Here is an 18,983-nt window from a genome sequence, read left to right as displayed (position 1 = left end):
TGGCAATGCAAAACTACGGTATCGCCCACGTATGGGCGCAAGGGGATTTCGTCACGCGGGGCATCGCCCTCGCGCTGGTGATCATGTCGGTGCTGTCGTGGACGGTAATCGTCATCAAGAGCTGGAACGTGGTGCGCCTGAACCGCCTCACGCGCAACGCCGAGCAGGCCTTCTGGCATTCCGACGATCTCGCCGACGGCGTCAACAAACTCGGCGCCCATGCATCGAAGCCCCAGGACAATCCGTTTCTCGCGCTCGCCCTGTCGGGCCAGGAAGCCGCCGATCACCATCATCAGACGCAGCCGCATCTGCACGATCGTATGGACGTCTCCGACTGGGTCACGCGCTGCCTGAAGGACACGATGGACGAAAGCATCGCGCGTATGCAGAGCGGCCTGGCCGTACTCGCATCGATCGGCAGCACGGCGCCGTTCGTCGGACTGTTCGGTACGGTGTGGGGGATCTATCACGCGCTGCTGAGCATCGGTGCAAGCGGCCAGACCTCGATCGATCAGGTCGCCGGCCCGGTTGGCGAAGCGCTGATCATGACGGCCTTCGGTCTGTTCGTCGCGATTCCCGCGGTGCTCGGCTACAACGCGCTGACGCGTGCGAACAAGGCGATCGTCAGCAAGCTGAATCGCTTCGCACACGGTCTGCATGCGTTCTTCGTGACCGGCGCACGCCTGTCGTCGTCGAAGCGCGGCGACGGTCTGCGTCTCGCGACGCGCACCCACTGATCCGCGAGGCATTCCGATGGCAATGACGAGCCCTTTCGCCAACGACGAAGACGATGGCCTGATGAATGAAATCAACATGACGCCGCTCGTCGACGTCATGCTGGTTCTGTTGATCGTCTTCATGGTGACGATTCCCGCGATCCGCCACGCGGTAAAAATCGACCTGCCGCATGCGAGCAGCCAGAAAGAAGACACGAAGCCGACTCAGGTGAATGTTTCGGTGCAAGCCGACGGCACGGTGCTGTGGGACGAGCAGAAGGTCGACGACGCCGCGTTGCGCGAGAAGATCGCTGCTGCTGCGAAGATGACGCCGCAACCGGAGCTGCATCTGAACGCCGATCGCAAGGTGCCCTATGAGGCGGTCGCCGAAGTGATGTCCGCGGCGCAGGCAGGCGGTCTGACGAAGATGGGTTTCGTCACCGAGCCGAAGCAGTAACGCACACTCGCAACAAGCGAAAACACCGCTTTTCGCGGCCCAAAGTAAAAGGCCTTCATCACCAGATGAAGGCCTTTTTTTGTGCGCACGCGGCGCATTCGGGCGGCGGGTTCACTTGCCATTAGAGTAGCCGGAGACACCACATGCGACAGCCGTGATCGACACGGACAGCGCGTTCAGCCCTATCAGGCTCGCTATAGATAGCGGCCATGAGGTTTCGCTCAAGTGACTCTTCAGCGAAAGGGATTTCAATATAGGTCGGCTCGCACGCGCATTCAAGCAAACCGCCATTGAAAGTACTCATTGCAGGCGGCGCTTCAATGTCAAAAGCGATGCAACTCGCTCAAAGCGCGACCGCTTGCTGCACAGCACGCACTGCGTCGGAATCCGGACACTCGCCTGTAATGTGCTTGCCGATGTCGGGATCGAGCATTTCGACCAGATAGTCCACGAAAGCGCGCACCGCCGGCACCATGCCCTGGCGGGACAGGAACACCGCGTACAGCTGCGGCACAGGCAAGGTCCAGCCGGGCATCACCGGCGACAGCTTGCCGCTTCTTAGCGCCGCACCGTACATCATCTCGGGCAACGCGGCGATACCGACGCCCGCGAGCGCGGCCTCGCGAATCAGCATCAGATCGCCGCTCACCAGGCGCGGTTCATGCTCGTGCGCGTGGCGGATGCCGTCCGGCGAAATCAGGTTGAACACATGCCGGCCGTCGCCGGTCGACACGTCGAGCGTTTCGAAGCGGGTCAGATCGGCGGGCACCAGCGGCGGCGCATTCTGGTTCAGCAGGCTCGGAGCGCCGACCAGCATCTGCTGTGTGCGCCACAACGGCCGCACGACGATGTTCGCGCTCTGCGGCGGTTCCGAGCGCACGCGCAAGGCGACATCGATCGAATCTTCGAACAGGTCGACGACCCGGTTGGTCACACGCATCACGACACGCACTTCCGGGTAGCGGTGCATGAATTCCGGCAGGATCTGCGTCATGATCGTCTGCGACACCGTGATCGGCACGCTGACCCGCACTGAGCCGCGCGGCGACGAACGCAGTTGCTGCACGACGTTGACCGCCGCCTGCGCCTCCGACAGCATCGCCTGACAGTGCTGGTAAAACAGTTGCCCCGCTTCGGTGAGCGCCAGCTTGCGCGTGGAGCGCTGCAACAGACGTACGCCAAGCGACCCTTCAAGCTCCGTCAGGCGCCGCGACAGACGCGACTTGGAGATACCGAGCACCCGCTCGGCGGCGGAGAAACCGCCGTGTTCGACGACCTGCGAAAAGTACATCAGGTCGTTCAGGTTATGCGAATCGATCTTCATTTCATCGTTCCACTGATAGAACAATCCATTGCGAACAGGTGGCTGGAACCGTGAAAAACGGTCCCTATAATAGCTCTATGTTTCAGAAATGACGCTATTCCTCAATCTTTTAAGGTGCCCCTGATGACCACGACCCGCACGATCGACCGTACGTTTCCAGCCGTTCGTACGACGGAAGGCGGCGGTTTTATCGTTCATCGCCCGTTCCCGACCCGTCTGCTGATGGATTTCGATCCGTTTCTGCTGCTCGATGAAATGGGCCCGATCGATTACGCGCCCGGCGAAGCGAAAGGCGCCCCGGATCACCCGCATCGCGGCTTCGAAACGGTGACCTACGCGCTCGAGGGCCAGTTCGGCCATAAAGACTCGGCGGGCCATTCGGGCACGCTGCGCGCCGGCGATGTGCAATGGATGACCGCCGGCGCGGGCGTCGTGCACAGCGAAATGCCCGATCCGGAATTCAATCGCACGGGTGGGCGTGTACATGGCGTACAGCTGTGGGTCAACCTGCCGCGCGAGGACAAGATGATTGCGCCGCGCTACCAGGAAATTCCGTCGGCGAAGATTCCGGTCGCGACGTCGCCGGACGGCGCGGTGCACGTGAAGGTCATCGCGGGCGAAGCGCTCGGCGTCAAGGCCGCAATCGAAACGCGCACGCCGATCCTGTATCAGCACTTCACGTTGCAGCCGGGCGCGAGCATCGTGCACGCCGTGCCGCGCGACTATCGGGTGTTTGCGTATGCGTTGTCCGGCAAGGGGATGTATGGCGAAGAGCGGCACGAGATCGAAGCACGTCAGATGGTCGTGTTCAACGACGACGGCGACACCGTGACGCTTGCTGCCGGTGTTGAGCCGCTCGAGGTGTTGCTGCTCGGCGGGGTGCCGCTGAAAGAGCCGGTCGTCCGTTATGGTCCATTCGTGATGAATACCGAAGCGGAGATCCGTCAGGCAGTGCTTGATTATCAGGCTGGCCGGATGGGGCAGATTGCGCATTGATTGCGTATTGATCGCGCGTTGGTTGCGCGTTGATTGCGTGGCGGCACGAAGGGCGTCGCGGGTCGTTCAGGCTCGCGACGCCCTTTGCATTTCGCCGTGAAAGATCATTGCGTGCAATGCGAGTGCAGCGCCATCCGTTTGCGACCGGATTCGTTCGCCGGAGAATTCGTTCACAATACCGTCTCGCGCCGTCACTCGCGGCCAATCCACTCCCCGTTCAGGAGCGTCCATGTCAGGGTCCACCGTCACCGCACACACCGGGTCGGCAAATTTTCAGGTCGTCCTCGACGACGGCAAACATAGCTGGCTCGCCGACGAACCCGAATCGGTTGGCGGCGGCGATCGCGGTCCATCGCCGGTCGATTTGCTGCTGTCGAGTCTCGGTGCATGTACGTCGATCACACTGAAGATGTACGCACAACGCAAAGGCTGGCAGCTCGACAACGTGCACGTGACGCTCTCGATCGAAACCGGCGACACAGGCTCCACAATCGATCGCAAGATCGTGCTGGAAGGCGACCTGTCGGACGAACAGTGCGAACGGCTGCTGCAGATCGCCAACGCCTGCCCGGTCCACAAGATCCTGAGCCGTCCGATCGCGATCCGCACCGGCCTTGCCGTCGCGTGACGCGAGCCTGCGTCCGCTATACCGACAGAATCCCGCGCCTTAAAAGGAAGCCGCCGTTTTGAATTTCGAACACCTGATCCAGATCAACGACCCGTCGAATCCGTATGTCGACACGATGACCCGCGACGAACTCTGGGAGGGGCTCGTGCTGCGCGCCGAGCAGCCGCAGTTGTTCGTGCTGGGCCTCGATAGCTGCACGATCGTCTCGCGCACCGACAGCACGCTCGATCGCGAACTGCACTATGGCCAGGCCACGGTGCGCGACCGCGTGACGCTAGAGCACAACCAGAGCGTGCGCTACGACATCCTCCCGACGGAAACGTATGTCGGCGGCTCGCTGACCATGACGATCGAGCAGCCGGACGACAAGCAATTGTTCCTGCGCTTCGAATACAAGACGACGCTGCCCGTCTCCGAGGATCAGGATGCGCGGCAGACCGAGGAGATCGTCAAGTCGGCGTATCGCGAGTCCGATATCGATACGGTGCGGTTGATCCGCCAGTACGTACAGACGCGCAAGAACCCGGACGCGCTGCATTGAGGTTGCCGGAGCGCCCCGCCCCGGCGCTTCCGCACTGCACAGACTCGCGGCGCGCCCCACCTGAATCGACGGCAACAGCCTGTCACTATCGAAAACCGTTCTCGATGAATTCCTTTTCTTGTTAATACGAACGATTATCATTTAGAATCAATTCCATCGAATCGACAAACCGATGGAACGAATGACTGATCTGACGCGCTCCTCCACGCTTAGCCTGCGCCGCCCGACCGCCGCGCTGACCAGCCGACCGAAGGCTGCAGCACCAGCGGTATCGACCACGGCAAGCACCGCGTCGGCCGCCGTACGGAGCAGCCAACCGTCCGACTCGACCGATCGTGTAGTCCGCAGTGACATGCTGCTGCAAGGCCGCAGCCACATCAGCATCATGCATAACGGTGAGACCTATCAGTTGCGTGCCACGCGTCTGGGCAAGCTCATTTTGACGAAGTAAGTACCGGGTATTGTGGGGACCACCTCCTCGAGAGGTGTTAGGCTTTAGCCAGCCACGACGGCTTGCACGTGAGAATTAGACCCCTTCGTGCAGACACCAAGCCAGCCGTCGCAGCCAGCCAGGCCGCTTTTTTGGTTCTCACTGCAGTGCGCATCGCGCCCATCTGGCGTGTATCGCGATCGATGATTACGTAGCGAATAAGCCGTGCGATGACCTTGATTCATCGCACGGCTTTTGTTTTGGATCGGATCAGCGCGACCAGCCCCAGAACATCAACCACCACGCACTATCGACAACCGCCAGTGCGGCCATGAACCACACCATCGCCAGACTACGCGACCATAGCCGTACGCTGTAGCGACGCGTGACGAGCCACGCAAGCCATGCGCTCCACAGATTCGCCACGACGAGAATCACGATGCGCAGATCGGTAGCCCACCACAACGGCACATGTTCCGCGCGCAGCAGCGACAGCGTCGTCGCCGACAAACCGAGGAACACGCCGGCGCCAGCAAGCGGAATCAACCCCTGCGCAAGATGATGCAATCTGGGCGCATCGAAGCGCCCGAGCATGCGTGTCGCTCCGGCGAGCAACGCGAGCAGCGTCGTGCCGTAGACCGCCGCTGTCGCGAGGATATAGCCGACCACCATCGTGCCGTCGAGCCACGAAAAGACGTCGTTCTGATCCGGGTAATGGGTGAACAGGAACCACGGCGCGTTGGTATCGAGCGGCCACATGATGTCGCGATCGATAAGCCAGGTGGCAAGCCAGGTTTTCAGTTCGACGAACCAGGTCGATGCGGTCCAGTGAAACGCGCCGATTGCGATGCCAAGCAGCCCGTACACGATCAACGCGGTGTCCCACGCGCTGGCCTGTTTGTCGCCGAGTTCGACGACTTCTGTCGACGGCGTGCGCCACGTCAGCGCTACCGCGTCGCGATGACCGGCGCAGCGGCCGCACATGTGGCAGTCGGCGGCGCCCTTCATGTTACGCAGCGGCACGAGCGGTGCGCAGTTGATCGGCACCACGCGATGTCCGTGCTCGCCTTCCTTATACGAGCGCCGCCAGGCGGCTTCGTCGACCTTGTAGTGAAACGGCGCAAGCCGCGCGAGCAGCGAAAAGACACCGTTCACGGGGCACAGGTACTTGCACCAGACGCGCTTCTCGCGCCCATACAGCAAACCGATGATCATCGCCGCAAGCGTCGAGCCACCGAGCACCAGCAGCACCGCTTTCGGATATTGATAGACGCTGACCATCTGGCCGTAGATCGTCGTCAGTCCGAAGGCAACGAACGGCCAGCCGCCCCAGCGCATCCAGTGTGGAATCGCGCGACCGCGCCCGTATTTGCTCGCGAACTCCGCGAGCGTGCCTTCCGGACACAGCACACCGCACCAGACGCGCCCGAGCAGCACCATCGACAGCAGCACGAACGGCCACCAGATGCCCCAGAACACGAATTGCGCCGCAAGCGTGAGGTTGTTCCACAGATGCGCGCTGTCGTCGGGTAGCGGCGTAAAGGCCGGCACGAGGATCAGGAACGCGTAGACCGCCACCACCACCCACTGAATACCGCGGATCAGAGAACCATGGCGCTGCATCCATTGGCCAGCTCCGGCAAGGCGGCCCGCACGGACGGACACGCTCGTCATACCGCGCGCCCGGCGGTTCGCGACGCGGGCCGGGACGCGCGACGAATCAGCAGATAGACCACCGCCCAGTACACCGCATAGGCGATCAGGTTCATCAGCGCCGGATGCGCGCGATAACCGGTCAGCGTCGCGACGAGCGATCCGAATGTGCTGGAGTCGTCGAGCAGCGCCGACGTGTTCCACACCTGATCGACGATGGTCGGCAGCAGTTCCTTGTCGATCAACTTGTCGACGCCGGTCTGGAACAGCCCTGCTCCGAGCAACAGCAGCATGATCTCGGTCACGCGGAAAAAGTGCCGCCACGAGAACAGCTTGCCGCCGAGCTGCAACAGATAGAACGTGAGAAACGCGAGACCGAGGCCGATCAATACGGCAAGAATCTGGCTACCGTCGATATGCCCCGACTGCCCGAATCCGAGGCCATACAGAAAGATGACCGTTTCGCTGCCCTCGCGCGCGATGGCGAGCGCAACCAGTACGGCCACGCCCCACCAGTTCGCATCGCGCGTACTCTGCTGCAACGACTGCTCCATGTCGCGCTTCAACGTGCGACCGTGCTGCTTCATCCACAGCACCATCTGCACGATCAGCACGCAGGCGATCAGCACCATCGCGGTCTGGAAATAATCCTGTGCATCGCCGGACAGCACCTCGGTGAAACCGACCAGCGCCGCACCCAATGCGATCGCCGCGAGTACGCCCACTGCGACGCCGGCCCACAGATACGGCAGCCCGCGCCGCGCCTCGGCATCGCCGTTTTTCAGCCACGCATACAGGATGCCGACGACGAGCAGCGCCTCGACGCTTTCCCGCCACACGATGAACAACACCTGACCCATCGAATTTCTCCTGCTACGCTCTACTTCGCGACGATCACGCCCTGCGCCTGCTGATGAAAGTCGTCGAAGAATTTGTATTCTCCCGGCGACAGCGGCGCAATCACGACAAACGACTCGGCACCAGGCGCGAGTACCTTTTCCTTGCGCAGCTGCACGCTTTCGAATTCGGCGGCGCCTTTGCCCGTGTTGCGCACTTCGATCTTGATACGCTGCCCGGCCGGCACTTCGATACGCGCCGGATTCAACTTGCCGTCGTTCATTTCCAGCTTGAACGTGGGCAGATCGACTGCATGCGCTGCGCCTGCTGCAAGCGATGTCGCCATCGCGAAGAGCGCGATCTTTCGGTTGATTCTCATTGAGCTACCCCGCCGCGATTAGTAGCCGCCTTTTTTGCCGATGCCCGCATACGCAAAGTCGTACTCGAGCGTGAACGGCTTGAACCACGGACCCACACCAGTTTCCTTGTCAACGTGACGGCCGAACGCCATGTGGCCCATCTGCATCGGCGGTTCGACGATCAGCTTCAGGTGATACTTGCCGGGACCAGCGAGCTTGACGTTATCGCCATAGTGCGGGCCGTCGCTCGCCACCATCGCCATCAAATCGCCCTTTTGCGACCAGTTGCCCTTCGACAGTTCATAGCGAACCTGCAGGTACGGCATCCAGTCGCCTTCGGCGAAACCGGTCGGGTTGTTCTTCACTGCGTGAATGTCGGCCTCGAGATGGACGTCGGAGTCCGACGCCTTGCGCATCATGCCTTCCGGCTCCATCGTGATGGGCTGCAGATAGACCGCACCGATCTCCATGCCGCCCTGGATCTGCTGTTTGCCGATCGGGAATTCGGCGGCGGTAGCCGAGACCGCAACAGCTGCTGCGACGGCCATGACGCCGCCACGCAAAAACGAAGAAAAACGCATTGAAACTCCTGATTTTTATCTGACAGAAACCACGCGGCGCCCGTGGGCGGCAAAGATGGGAAACGCAGGAAGAAACGCCGAAGAACGTTAATGCGACCCATTCTCAATAGTAAGGCGATTCTAGCATCCTTACTGATGCCAAACAAATATCGTGGGCGTGCGGATCCCTGTGCGGACAAGGCTCCGGCGTTGGAATGAAGATGGATTGACGTATCGGGAACGCAGCGCCGGGCGGCGCTGCGTAATACTTTCGTCGGCTTTCGTCGACGTTGATTGGACCTGGCTAGATACCCGTCAGATGGTCGCCGACGTTTGCCCCAAATACGCGTTCACGCAGCAGCGCGAGCTGGTCGCGTGCCTGGGCGGCTTTTTCGAATTCGAGATTCTTCGCGTGCTCCATCATCTGCTTCTCGAGGCGCTTGAGTTCCTTCGCGAGCTGCTTCTCGGACATGTCTTCGAACTTCGCGCGCTGTTGCTGCTCCTTCAGTTCGGCGCGCGCTTCGTCGACGTTGTACACACCATCGATGATGTCCTTGATCCGCTTCACGACCCCGCGCGGCGTAATGCCGTTTGCCACGTTGAACGCGATCTGCTTCGTGCGCCGGCGTTCGGTCTCGTCGATCGCGCGACGCATCGAATCGGTCATCTTGTCGCCGTACAGAATCGCCTTGCCGTTGATGTTGCGCGCGGCACGGCCGATCGTCTGGATCAGCGAACGCTCGGCGCGCAGGAAGCCTTCCTTGTCCGCGTCGAGAATCGCAACCAGCGACACTTCCGGAATATCGAGCCCTTCGCGCAACAGGTTGATCCCGACCAGCACATCGAAGGTACCGAGCCGCAGATCGCGAATGATCTCGACCCGCTCCACCGTATCGATGTCGCTATGCAGATAACGCACCTTGACGCCGTGATCCGCCAGGAACTCGGTCAGCTGTTCGGCCATGCGCTTGGTCAGCACCGTCACCAGCACGCGATCGCCGACCTTCACGCGTTCGTTGATTTCGGAGAGCACGTCGTCGACCTGGCTCGTCGCTGGACGCACTTCGATTTCTGGATCGACGAGACCCGTCGGGCGCACCAACTGCTCCGCGACCTGCCCCGAGGTTTTCTTCTCATAGTCTGCCGGCGTCGCCGAGACGAACACGACCTGGCGCATCTTGCGCTCGAACTCGTTGAACTTGAGCGGCCGGTTGTCCAGGGCGGACGGTAGCCGGAACCCGTAGTCGACGAGGTTTTCCTTGCGCGCGCGGTCGCCGTTGTACATACCGTTCAGCTGACCGATCAGCACGTGCGATTCGTCGAGCAACATCAATGCGTCGGTGGGCAGATAGTCGACGAGCGTCGGCGGCGGCTCGCCAGGCGCCGCGCCCGAAAAGTGCCGCGAGTAATTCTCAATGCCTTTGCAGAAACCCAGTTCCTGCAGCATCTCCAAATCGAAACGCGTGCGCTGTTCGAGGCGTTGCGCTTCCACCAGCTTGTTGTCGCGATGAAAGAACTCGAGCCGATCGCGCAGTTCGGTCTTGATCGTTTCGACGGCACGCATCACCGTGTCACGCGGCGTCACATAGTGCGACGACGGGTACACCGTGAAGCGCGGGATTTTCTGCCGTACGCGACCCGTCAGCGGATCGAACAGTTGCAGCGTTTCGATTTCGTCGTCGAACAGCTCGAGCCGCACCGCCATTTCCGCGTGTTCGGCCGGAAAGATATCGATGGTGTCGCCGCGCACTCGGAACGCACCGCGCTGAAAGTCGGCTTCGTTGCGCGTGTACTGCATGGCGATTAACCGCGCGATGATGTCGCGCTGACCGATGCGGTCACCGGTGCGTAGCGTCAGGATCATCTTGTGGTATTCGGACGGATTGCCGATACCGTAGATCGCCGACACGGTCGCGACGATCACGACGTCGCGTCGCTCCATCAGGCTCTTCGTCGCCGACAGCCGCATCTGTTCGATGTGCTCGTTGATCGACGAATCCTTTTCGATGAACAGGTCGCGCTGCGGCACGTACGCTTCCGGCTGGTAGTAGTCGTAGTACGAAACGAAGTACTCGACGGCGTTGCGCGGAAAGAACTCGCGAAACTCCGAATACAACTGCGCGGCGAGCGTCTTGTTCGGCGCGAAGACGATAGCCGGGCGGCCGAGCCGCGCGATCGTATTGGCCATCGTGAAGGTTTTGCCCGAGCCCGTCACGCCGAGCAACGTCTGGTAAGACAGGCCATCCTCGATGCCTTCGACCAGCGTTTCGATCGCGGTCGGTTGATCGCCGGCGGGCAGATACGGTTGATACAGCTGGAACGGCGAACCTTCGAACGTGACGAATTTCGACTCGTCGAGGGCGTTGTCAGCTTCGGACAGGTGGTGATCGGACATGGGGAGCAGCGTCCTCAGCGGGAGCAAAGGACTATTCTAGCGTTTCGGCCAGCCGCGAGCCGCGCATGCAACCGGTCTGCTGTCAGTACGCTGGCAGGAGGTGCCTTGAGGAATCCGCTGTTCGCTGCCGGACGGACGCTTTCACGGTCGCGCCGCGCCTCGATCCGGCACTTAAACGCCGATGCACGCTGAACGCGCTTTTTTGCCGCAAAAACAGCCTGGCAGCGCGGCGCGAGCCGAAAAACCGCCAGGATTCGATACAATGGCGGGCTGTGTGTTTGCGCCACCGCCCGATCGCCGTTTCACCGGCTGACAGCGGGCCGGTCGCGCGTGAAGCCGCCCTTCTTCTCACTACTGCCGAACCATCATGTCTCTCTTTTCCGCTGTCGAACTCGCTCCCCGCGACCCTATCCTGGGCCTGAACGAAGCCTTCAACGCCGATGCACGCACAACCAAGGTGAACCTGGGCGTGGGTGTCTATACCAACGAAGAAGGCAAGATTCCGTTGCTGCGCGCCGTGCGCGACGCGGAAAAGGCACGTGTCGAAGCGGCGCTGCCGCGCGGCTATCTGCCGATCGAAGGGATTGCGGCATACGACGCCGCGGTGCAAAAGCTGCTGCTCGGCAACGATTCGGCGCTGATCGCCGCGGGCCGCGTCGTGACGGCGCAAGCGCTGGGCGGCACAGGTGCGCTGAAAATCGGTGCGGACTTCCTGAAGCGGCTGAACCCGGCCGCCAAAGTCGCAATCAGCGACCCGAGCTGGGAAAATCACCGCGCGCTGTTTGAAAGCGCCGGGTTCGACGTCGTGTCGTACCCGTACTACGACGCCGCAACCCATGGCGTGAATTTCGCCGGCCTGCTCGACGCACTGAACAGCTATGCCGCGGGCACGGTCGTCGTGTTGCACGCGTGCTGCCACAACCCGACCGGCGTCGATCTCACCGCAGACCAGTGGAAGCAGATCGTCGACGTCGTCAAGACGCGCGAACTGGTCCCGTTCCTCGACATCGCGTATCAGGGTTTCGGCGACGGCATCGATGCAGATGCAGACGCGGTGCGCCTGTTCGCGGCTTCCGAACTGAACGTGTTCGTCTCGTCGTCGTTCTCGAAGTCGTTCTCGCTGTACGGCGAGCGCGTCGGCGCACTGTCGATCATCACCGGCAGCAAGGAAGAAGCGACTCGCGTTCTGTCGCAGTTGAAGCGCGTGATTCGCACGAACTACTCGAATCCGCCGACGCACGGCGGTTCGGTCGTCGCAGCCGTACTTGCTGCGCCGGAACTGCGCGCGACGTGGGAAGCGGAACTCGGCGAAATGCGCGACCGTATCCGTGCGATGCGTAATGGTCTGGTCGAGCGTCTGCAGGCGGCTGGTGTGGCGCGCGACTTCAGCTTCGTCAATGCGCAGCGCGGTATGTTCTCGTACTCGGGATTGACCTCGGCACAGGTGGATCGTCTGCGCGAAGAGTTCGGTATCTACGCGGTTGGCACGGGGCGCATCTGCGTTGCGGCGCTCAACACGCGCAACCTCGATGTGGTCGCTGGTGCGATTGCGCAGGTTTTGAAGTAACGCATCTCGAAGCTGCCGGGCCTGTTCTGTCTGCCGTACGACGAACTGCCCGGTCAGTCAGCCTGCTGTCGTAAAAGCGGCGCTCCCTGCGGAGCGCCGTTGCTTTTTGCGGTTCGAATCGCTCACGTCGGTGAGCGCTCAACGAGCGTCGCGGTGAATATCGTGTGTGACGAAACCCGCATCGTTATCGGGTAACGCAAGCCACCCGGGCTGCGCCAGCGAACGGCGAATATCCTGGAGACCACTGTCCCAATGCTCGCGCATCGTCGACAGGCCGAACTGGTAATCCTTGTACTGCCCTTCGTATTCTTTCTGCCGGTATATCAGGTGGATCACGTTATATCGTTTGGAACACGCGAGATCCTCCGCGACTTTACACCAGCGGTCGTCTTGATGCTCGGGCGCGACCCGGTCGAGCACCTCGCGCAGCACATGACGAAAACGCTGCGAGCGTTGCAGCATGTCGGTGACTAACCGCGTGCGGCTCGAATACTGAATGTCCTTCATACGCCCCTGGACGTCGGTGATGCTCTCCGGCACCGGCCCGAGCGCACTCCACAAGTCGACCTGGAATGCGAGCGTGTCCTGACGCGGTGTCGTCTGAACCACTTCGTAGAGCGGCGTATTCGACATCAGGCCACCGTCCCAGAAGTACTCGCCATCGATCTCCACCGCGGCAAAACCAGGCGGCAGCGCACCGGACGCGATGAAGTGCTCGGCGCGCAGTGTCATGCGCGTATTGTCGAAGTAAGCGAAATTGCCGGTGCCGACATTCACCGCACCGACCGACACGCGCAATTCGCGCGCGTTGATCCGGTCGAAATCGCACAGGCGCTCGAGCGTCGCCTTGAGCGGCGTGGTGTCGTAGTAGCTGGCAGTTTGCGGAGACCCGGAGACACTCGGCAAAGGCGGCGGAAAGCGCGGCACGAAAAAGCCCTTCTGTCCTTCGATGATCGCGCCCATCGCCTGCATCGCCGTGAAGGCCTTGCGCACGGCATCGGTGGAATTGAACAGTGCGTGCTCGACGAACGGCGGCAACGGCGGCCCAAATGCCGGCTGACAGATCGTTTCCCAGAACTCCCGCAGACGCGCCACACGATGCTCGGGCGCGTTGCCGGCAATGATCGCGGTATTCAACGCGCCGATCGAAATACCCGCGAGCCAGGTTGGCCGGATGCCTGCTTCGTCGAGCCCCTGGTACACACCGGCCTGATAGGCGCCCAGTGCGCCACCGCCCTGGAGCATCAGCGCGATCGATTCGTACTTCGGCAGATCGACGGGGGCGATCGATCGGGCTTTGCCGGTCGCCTGCGCTTTTGCCTTTGCGGGCGCATCGCTATTTCCGTCGCGCGCGCTCGCGCGTGCCTGTCCGGTGTTGTTTCGCGTCATTACGATGCTCCTTTTCACCTGTCCGTGCAGCTCGCGTAGTCAATCTACCCGCCATGACTCACGATGACAGAACGACCGGGCGAGGCCGTTCAGAAGAATGCAAGGTCACAACCACGGCTGTTATTGTGCATGAAGCACGCACGACGCGGCGCTAACCTGCACTGCGCGGACCCGTGGTCCCACAGACTCGTGCGGATCGGATTAAGCTGTCGGATTGCGATCGATTACTTTCGAAGGAGACGCGAATGAATTACCGGCGACTCGGCCGCTCCGGCCTGCAAGTCAGCGAACTGTCCATCGGCTCATGGGTCACGTACGGCAATCAGGTCGATCGCGGTGCCGCCCGCGAATCGCTTGCGGCGGCGCGCGATGCGGGCGTCAATTTCTTCGACAACGCCGAGGTCTATGCGAGCGGCCAGTCGGAGGAAATCATGGGCCACGCACTGAAGGAGCTGGGGTGGTCGCGTGTCAGCTACATCGTGTCCACCAAGTTCTTCTGGGGATTGAATGAAGCGCCCAACCAGTATCACACGCTGAACCGCAAGTACCTGCTCAACGCAATCGATGCTTCGCTGAAACGCCTGCAACTCGACTACGTCGATCTCGTGTTCTGCCACCGGCCCGATCCGAACACGCCTGTCGAAGAAACGGTCTGGGCGATGAGCGACATGATTTCGCGTGGCAAGGCGCTGTACTGGGGAACCTCGGAGTGGAGCGCCGATGAGATCCGTGCCGCTTACGAAATCGCGGAACGGCATCATCTTCACAAACCTGTCATGGAGCAGCCGCAATACAACCTGTTCCATCGCCGGCGCGTCGAGCAGGAATACAAGCGGCTCTATGACGACATCGGACTTGGTCTGACCACATGGAGTCCGCTTGCATCGGGCTTGCTGACCGGCAAGTACCGTAACGGCGTACCCGCCGACAGTCGCGCGCAATTGCAGGGCTACGACTGGCTGCGCAAGCAGGTCACCGACGCCGGCAAGAACGATGTGGTCGGCAAGCTCGGCAGCGTGGCGGACGAACTCGGTTGTTCGGTGGGGCAACTGGCTATCGCGTGGATTCTCAAGAATCCGCATGTGAGCACGGTGATCACCGGCGCTTCGCGCGTGGAGCAGATCGCCGAGAACATGAAGGCACTGGATGTCGCCGCAAAAATCACGCCAGAGCTCAAGTTGAAGATCGAGGAGATCGTTGGCGATACAGAGGCATAGCGCGCGATGTGCGAGCAGTGGCGTTAGCGTTCGCTGAAGCTCGCCGGTGCAGGACGCCGGTGCGTGTCGCGTACAATACGCGGCCGCACCGAAGTACGCGGCGGCGGTCCCGCGACATGACAGATGCCGCAAAGATCCGCCGACACCTCCGATTCATCGTTTTACGCCCGCTTCACGCGAAACCATGCTCAGCTACCGCCATGCCTTTCATGCAGGAAATCACGCCGACGTTCTGAAACACGCGATCGTCGTGCAATTGCTGCGCTATCTCGAGCAGAAAGACAAGTCGTACTGGTACATCGATACGCACGCCGGCGCTGGCGTGTATTCGCTGAAGGAAGGCTACGCGACGAAGACCGCCGAATTCGAAACCGGCATCGGAAAACTGTGGGCGCGCCAGGATCTGCCGCCCGTGCTTGCCGAGTATGTGAATGAAGTCGCGGCGCTCAATGCCGACGGCCAGTTGCGCTATTACCCGGGCTCGCCTTATCTGGCATGGCGGCTGATGCGCGAACAGGACCGCATGCGGCTGTTCGAAATGCATAGCACCGAGATCGACGTGCTACGCCACAACTTCCGCGATGCCGGTCGCCGGGCGCTGCTCTATTCCGGCGATGGTTTCGAGGGCATCAAGGCGCTGCTGCCGCCCCCACCCCGTCGTGCACTGGTGCTGATCGACCCTTCGTACGAGGACAAGCGCGACTATCACCGGGCGCTTGTCTGTGTCGAAGAAAGCTTGCGGCGTTTTGCGAATGGTACCTATGCGGTCTGGTATCCGCAGGTCACGCGCCTCGAGTCGCAACGCTTCCCCGATCAGTTAAAACGTCTGCAGGAACGCAACTGGCTGCACGTCTCCCTGACGATCGGCAAACCGCCCACAGACGGTTTCGGACTCTTTGGCAGCGGCATGTTCATCCTGAATCCGCCGTATACGCTCGCGAAAGCGATGAAAGAGACGTTGCCGTGGCTCGTCGATGCACTGGGTCTGGATGCAGCGGCCCAGTTCAAGATCGAGCATCGCGGCGATTGACGGTGTTGGGATTGTTGCGGCGTCTTTCGATGTGGCGAACGACACTTCGGATATTGATGCGCGATCTGCGCCAGTCGGAACACTGCTCTATTGCGGCGACGATGGAATCCGCAGGCGTGGTTTCGAAGTCGACTGCGGCTGGGTGCCCGTCGGCAACTCGATATAGGGCGCAACGATAACCGGCGGCGACGCATTGGGCGCGAGTTCCGTCGGCGTTGCAATGGGTTGCGCCTCAACGATGCGCGCATGCGAAAGCGGCGCGGTTTGCAGCACGGTGCCGCTTTGCCCATCGCTGATGCCTTTCTGCGTATCGAGGATCAACGGCTGTCCTCCGCCCGTCGATAGCGCGAACGCTACCTCTGCGGTCAGAGCCGCCATGGCGGTAAGGGAAGCCGGCAAAAGACGAAGCAAGCGGATCGGGATCATAGCGAACCGGATAACCAGTGATATATGGGGTGCCGTCGAAAACGCCTTACCTTACCCCTGGTGGCCAGGTTCAGGCTAGAACAATACGCGGCGACGTGAGATTCACAGGTTCCAGATATGACGAAGCCCCGCACGTGGCGGGGCTTCCAGGCTTCACTGCCGCGCGGCAACAAGCGCCGCTCGCGAGCAGATGTGCTTACAGCGAGTAGCCGCTGGTTTCGAGCGAACGGATGCGTTGCTCAAGCTGGACGATGTCGGTCGACGACGCCAGATAAGCCTCGCGGCGGTTACGTTCAGCAGATTCAAACCAGTTGCTCAGTTTTTCAACAACGTAGGCAATCATGATGTTTCTCCAAGGATCAGTATGAACCCCTGGTGGAAACATCATCAGGGATTTCCCTTAAAAGGGTTAACCCGAATTATAGCCTTCCGGTGTTGTTTTGCTAGTGAAATGCTCGACTGATGTGCATTCCGTTTTGGAATGGTGCAGGGTTTTTCTCCCACCAAGTTGTTGATTTCAAAGAATGTTGATTTACTTCAAGCAGTTGGTGTGGAAATTTTGTCTAGAATTCGCACCAATATAGCGCATTTGCGTTGCGCGGTTGCAACGCTCTATCGATTGGGTTGCACCGCACCCTCAATCGGCGTGACAGCCCGCTACGGGCATTGCCGCTGTATTGGCCAGTCGCTCGAGAATCGGACAATCCGGCCGCGAATCGCCATGACAATGCGCGGCAAGGTGGGCGAGCGTGTCGCGCATTTCGGTCAGCTCCGCAATCCGGCGATCAAGCTCGGTCACATGTTCAAGTGCAATCGACTTCACCTCGGCGCTCGCGCGCGAGCGGTCTTGCCAGAGCGCCAGCAACTTGCGAATATCCTCGACCAGAAAGCCAAGACGGCGCGCTTGACGGATGAAACGCAACGAGTGAACCTCCGGCGCACTGTAAATGCGGTAGCCCGCTGCCGTACGCGCCTTGGCGCTCAGAAGTCCAACGCTCTCGTAGTAGCGGATCATTTTTGCTGTAACGCCTGACTCACGTGCTGCCTCACCGATATTCATCGCTCTATCCTCCAATCGACTGTTTTTATGCTACACCTTCCTACGGTGGGAAGGTGTATGGTTGTTCTGGAGATCGGCAAATCGGATGTGTGCCGCTCGTCGTGTCTCCATGTCCGTTTCTATTTTTATGAGGTTATTCGATGACAATCGAATTCAAAGTTGAAGGCATGAGCTGCCAGCATTGCGTGGCAGCCGTTACCGAGGCGATCCGCGAGCAGGACGCTACAGCCGGTGTGCGTGTGGACCTCGCGGCCGGTCGCGTTGCAGTCGATTCGCAACAGACGCCGGATGTATTGAAGGCTGCGATCGCCGACGCCGGCTACGTCGTGGTCGACACGCAAGCCACGGCAAACTGATCGAGGAACGAAGCTGAATGTTCACCGTTGCGATCATTGGCGCTTCGGGTCTGCTTGGACGTGCCGTCATCGATGAACTCGCGCGTGAGCGCGACTGGCGGGTCATCCCGACTGCATTCCGGCGCACAGCCGCGCACATGGTTTCTCTCGACATTCGAGATGCCGGGGCCGTAGCGCAGTTTGTGGAGCGCGAAGCGCCGGATGCGATTGTGATTGCGGCCGCGGAGCGTCGCCCCGATGTGTGCGAACTCGAACCTCTACAGGCGCGCGCGTTGAATGTCGATGCTGTGCGTACAGTGGCGACGGCGGCCAACCGGGTCGGCGCGTGGGCCCTGTCTATCTCGACCGATTATGTTTTCGACGGTACCCGGCCGCCCTATCGTTGTGATGATTCACCGTCGCCGATCAACGCTTACGGCTGGAGCAAAGAGGAAGGTGAGCGCGCACTGCTCGATACCGCCAGGAAAGGTTGCGTGCTGCGTTTGCCGCTGCTTTATGGGCCGATTGTCGACTGGCAGGAATCGGCAGTGACTAGCCTTGTGCCGGCGATTGCGGCATCAGCGGACGCTGCGTCCGCTGTCATGGACGCGTGGGCGATCCGTTACCCAACCTATACGCCTGACGTCGCGTTTGTCATCAAGCAGTTGCTCACATGGCATTCGCGTGGAAAGGGTATCTGCGGCATCGCGCAGTGGTCGGGTGATGAACCCATGACGAAACACGATATTGCGGTGCGTCTCGCCGACGCGCTGCAACTGAACGCCAATCTGATTCGCCAGACGACGCCGGTTGACTCAACACCTCGGCCACGTGACTGCCATCTGGATTCGAGTCGTCTGGAGAGTTTGGGTATCGGTCGCCGTACATCCTTCGATGTGGCGATCAGACAGGTACTGACGAAATTCCCATGGAACAGGGATATCGAGACTTGAGAGTTGACGCTCGCGCTGTGTGCGGGGTATTTCGGTTGCGTTCGTCGAGATGAGCGAACAACAAGCTGGGGCGGTGGCCGCCCCCGGGGTGAAGTACCGGGGGGCGTCGT

21 protein-coding genes are annotated in these 18,983 nt (G+C 60.9%); 11 read left to right on the top strand and 10 right to left on the bottom strand.

The window, feature by feature from the left end; all coding sequences use genetic code 11:
• Positions 1-5: 5 nt before the first annotated feature.
• Positions 6-737, top strand: a complete 732-nt coding sequence (locus M0D65_RS32290) for a MotA/TolQ/ExbB proton channel family protein (protein ID WP_091019106.1) — start codon at positions 6-8, stop codon at positions 735-737.
• Between the two features lie 16 nt (positions 738-753).
• Positions 754-1,173 carry a biopolymer transporter ExbD gene (locus tag M0D65_RS32285; RefSeq protein ID WP_091019109.1) on the top strand — a complete coding sequence of 140 codons (420 nt, stop codon included), beginning with the start codon at positions 754-756 and terminating at the stop codon, positions 1,171-1,173.
• Positions 1,174-1,516: 343 nt separating this feature from the next.
• On the opposite strand, the gene M0D65_RS32280 is transcribed toward M0D65_RS32285, so the two are convergent.
• Complete coding sequence (locus tag M0D65_RS32280) at positions 1,517-2,497, bottom strand: LysR family transcriptional regulator (RefSeq protein ID WP_091019111.1); 981 nt, start codon at positions 2,495-2,497, stop codon at positions 1,517-1,519.
• 123 nt (positions 2,498-2,620) lie between these two features.
• On the opposite strand from M0D65_RS32280, the gene M0D65_RS32275 reads away from it, so the two are divergent.
• The 4 genes from M0D65_RS32275 (at position 2,621) to hemP (ending at position 5,113) form a co-directional block, all read left to right on the top strand.
• Positions 2,621-3,493 (top strand): pirin family protein, encoded by an 873-nt coding sequence (locus tag M0D65_RS32275; RefSeq protein ID WP_266256089.1) that lies wholly within the window; start codon positions 2,621-2,623, stop codon positions 3,491-3,493.
• A gap of 229 nt (positions 3,494-3,722) precedes the next feature.
• Positions 3,723-4,121 carry an OsmC family protein gene (locus tag M0D65_RS32270; protein ID WP_266256088.1) on the top strand — a complete coding sequence of 133 codons (399 nt, stop codon included), beginning with the start codon at positions 3,723-3,725 and terminating at the stop codon, positions 4,119-4,121.
• Between the two features lie 58 nt (positions 4,122-4,179).
• Positions 4,180-4,662, top strand: coding sequence for an SRPBCC family protein (locus M0D65_RS32265; RefSeq protein WP_091019118.1), 483 nt, complete (start codon positions 4,180-4,182; stop codon positions 4,660-4,662).
• A gap of 181 nt (positions 4,663-4,843) precedes the next feature.
• Entirely contained in the window at positions 4,844-5,113 is a 270-nt protein-coding gene (gene hemP, locus M0D65_RS32260; RefSeq protein WP_266256087.1) for a hemin uptake protein HemP, read from the top strand.
• Positions 5,114-5,362: 249 nt separating this feature from the next.
• Here hemP and M0D65_RS32255 read toward each other — a convergent pair whose 3' ends face one another.
• The 5 genes from M0D65_RS32255 to uvrB form a co-directional block, all read right to left on the bottom strand.
• A complete protein-coding gene (locus M0D65_RS32255) occupies positions 5,363-6,766 on the bottom strand; it encodes a 4Fe-4S binding protein (protein ID WP_266256086.1) in 1,404 nt (467 codons plus the stop codon).
• On the bottom strand, positions 6,763-7,605 hold the full coding sequence (locus M0D65_RS32250; RefSeq protein ID WP_266256085.1) for an FTR1 family protein: 843 nt from the start codon (positions 7,603-7,605) through the stop codon (positions 6,763-6,765). Before M0D65_RS32250 ends, M0D65_RS32255 begins: the two co-directional genes overlap by 4 nt.
• Before the next feature lie 20 nt (positions 7,606-7,625).
• On the bottom strand, positions 7,626-7,961 hold the full coding sequence (locus tag M0D65_RS32245; RefSeq protein WP_266256084.1) for a cupredoxin domain-containing protein: 336 nt from the start codon (positions 7,959-7,961) through the stop codon (positions 7,626-7,628).
• 18 nt (positions 7,962-7,979) lie between these two features.
• Positions 7,980-8,522, bottom strand: coding sequence for an iron transporter (locus M0D65_RS32240; protein WP_091019131.1), 543 nt, complete (start codon positions 8,520-8,522; stop codon positions 7,980-7,982).
• Positions 8,523-8,805: 283 nt separating this feature from the next.
• Positions 8,806-10,896, bottom strand: a complete 2,091-nt coding sequence (gene uvrB / locus M0D65_RS32235) for an excinuclease ABC subunit UvrB (RefSeq protein ID WP_266256083.1) — start codon at positions 10,894-10,896, stop codon at positions 8,806-8,808.
• Between the two features lie 367 nt (positions 10,897-11,263).
• Between uvrB and M0D65_RS32230 the strand changes: the two genes are divergently transcribed.
• Positions 11,264-12,463, top strand: coding sequence for an amino acid aminotransferase (locus M0D65_RS32230; RefSeq protein WP_266256082.1), 1,200 nt, complete (start codon positions 11,264-11,266; stop codon positions 12,461-12,463).
• Between the two features lie 138 nt (positions 12,464-12,601).
• Here M0D65_RS32230 and M0D65_RS32225 read toward each other — a convergent pair whose 3' ends face one another.
• On the bottom strand, positions 12,602-13,852 hold the full coding sequence (locus M0D65_RS32225) for a patatin-like phospholipase family protein (RefSeq protein ID WP_266256081.1): 1,251 nt from the start codon (positions 13,850-13,852) through the stop codon (positions 12,602-12,604).
• Positions 13,853-14,097: 245 nt separating this feature from the next.
• On the opposite strand from M0D65_RS32225, the gene M0D65_RS32220 reads away from it, so the two are divergent.
• Together M0D65_RS32220 and M0D65_RS32215 are read left to right on the top strand one after the other, a co-directional pair.
• Positions 14,098-15,069, top strand: a complete 972-nt coding sequence (locus tag M0D65_RS32220; RefSeq protein WP_266256080.1) for an aldo/keto reductase — start codon at positions 14,098-14,100, stop codon at positions 15,067-15,069.
• Positions 15,070-15,253: 184 nt separating this feature from the next.
• Positions 15,254-16,099, top strand: a complete 846-nt coding sequence (locus tag M0D65_RS32215; protein WP_091019141.1) for a 23S rRNA (adenine(2030)-N(6))-methyltransferase RlmJ — start codon at positions 15,254-15,256, stop codon at positions 16,097-16,099.
• Between the two features lie 87 nt (positions 16,100-16,186).
• Here the strand turns inward: M0D65_RS32215 and M0D65_RS32210 are convergent, their stop codons facing one another.
• The 3 genes from M0D65_RS32210 to cueR form a co-directional block, all read right to left on the bottom strand.
• Positions 16,187-16,477, bottom strand: a complete 291-nt coding sequence (locus M0D65_RS32210) for a hypothetical protein (protein WP_266256079.1) — start codon at positions 16,475-16,477, stop codon at positions 16,187-16,189.
• A 244-nt stretch (positions 16,478-16,721) separates the two neighbouring features.
• The gene (locus tag M0D65_RS32205) at positions 16,722-16,868 is read right to left on the bottom strand and encodes a DUF3563 family protein (protein ID WP_091019147.1); all 147 of its coding nucleotides are present in this window, start codon (positions 16,866-16,868) and stop codon (positions 16,722-16,724) included.
• A gap of 294 nt (positions 16,869-17,162) precedes the next feature.
• Complete coding sequence (gene cueR, locus M0D65_RS32200; RefSeq protein ID WP_266256078.1) at positions 17,163-17,585, bottom strand: Cu(I)-responsive transcriptional regulator; 423 nt, start codon at positions 17,583-17,585, stop codon at positions 17,163-17,165.
• Between the two features lie 140 nt (positions 17,586-17,725).
• On the opposite strand from cueR, the gene M0D65_RS32195 reads away from it, so the two are divergent.
• Both M0D65_RS32195 and M0D65_RS32190 read left to right on the top strand, forming a co-directional pair.
• The gene (locus M0D65_RS32195) at positions 17,726-17,941 is read left to right on the top strand and encodes a heavy-metal-associated domain-containing protein (RefSeq protein WP_266256077.1); all 216 of its coding nucleotides are present in this window, start codon (positions 17,726-17,728) and stop codon (positions 17,939-17,941) included.
• A gap of 17 nt (positions 17,942-17,958) precedes the next feature.
• A complete protein-coding gene (locus tag M0D65_RS32190) occupies positions 17,959-18,873 on the top strand; it encodes an SDR family oxidoreductase (RefSeq protein ID WP_266256076.1) in 915 nt (304 codons plus the stop codon).
• Positions 18,874-18,983 lie beyond the last annotated feature (110 nt).

The sequence above is a fragment of the Paraburkholderia sp. CHISQ3 genome, from assembly GCF_030464945.1.
GTDB lineage: Bacteria > Pseudomonadota > Gammaproteobacteria > Burkholderiales > Burkholderiaceae > Paraburkholderia > Paraburkholderia megapolitana.
The sequence above is the reverse complement of the archived record's forward strand: the minus strand, read 5'-3'. Positions and strand labels throughout refer to the sequence as shown.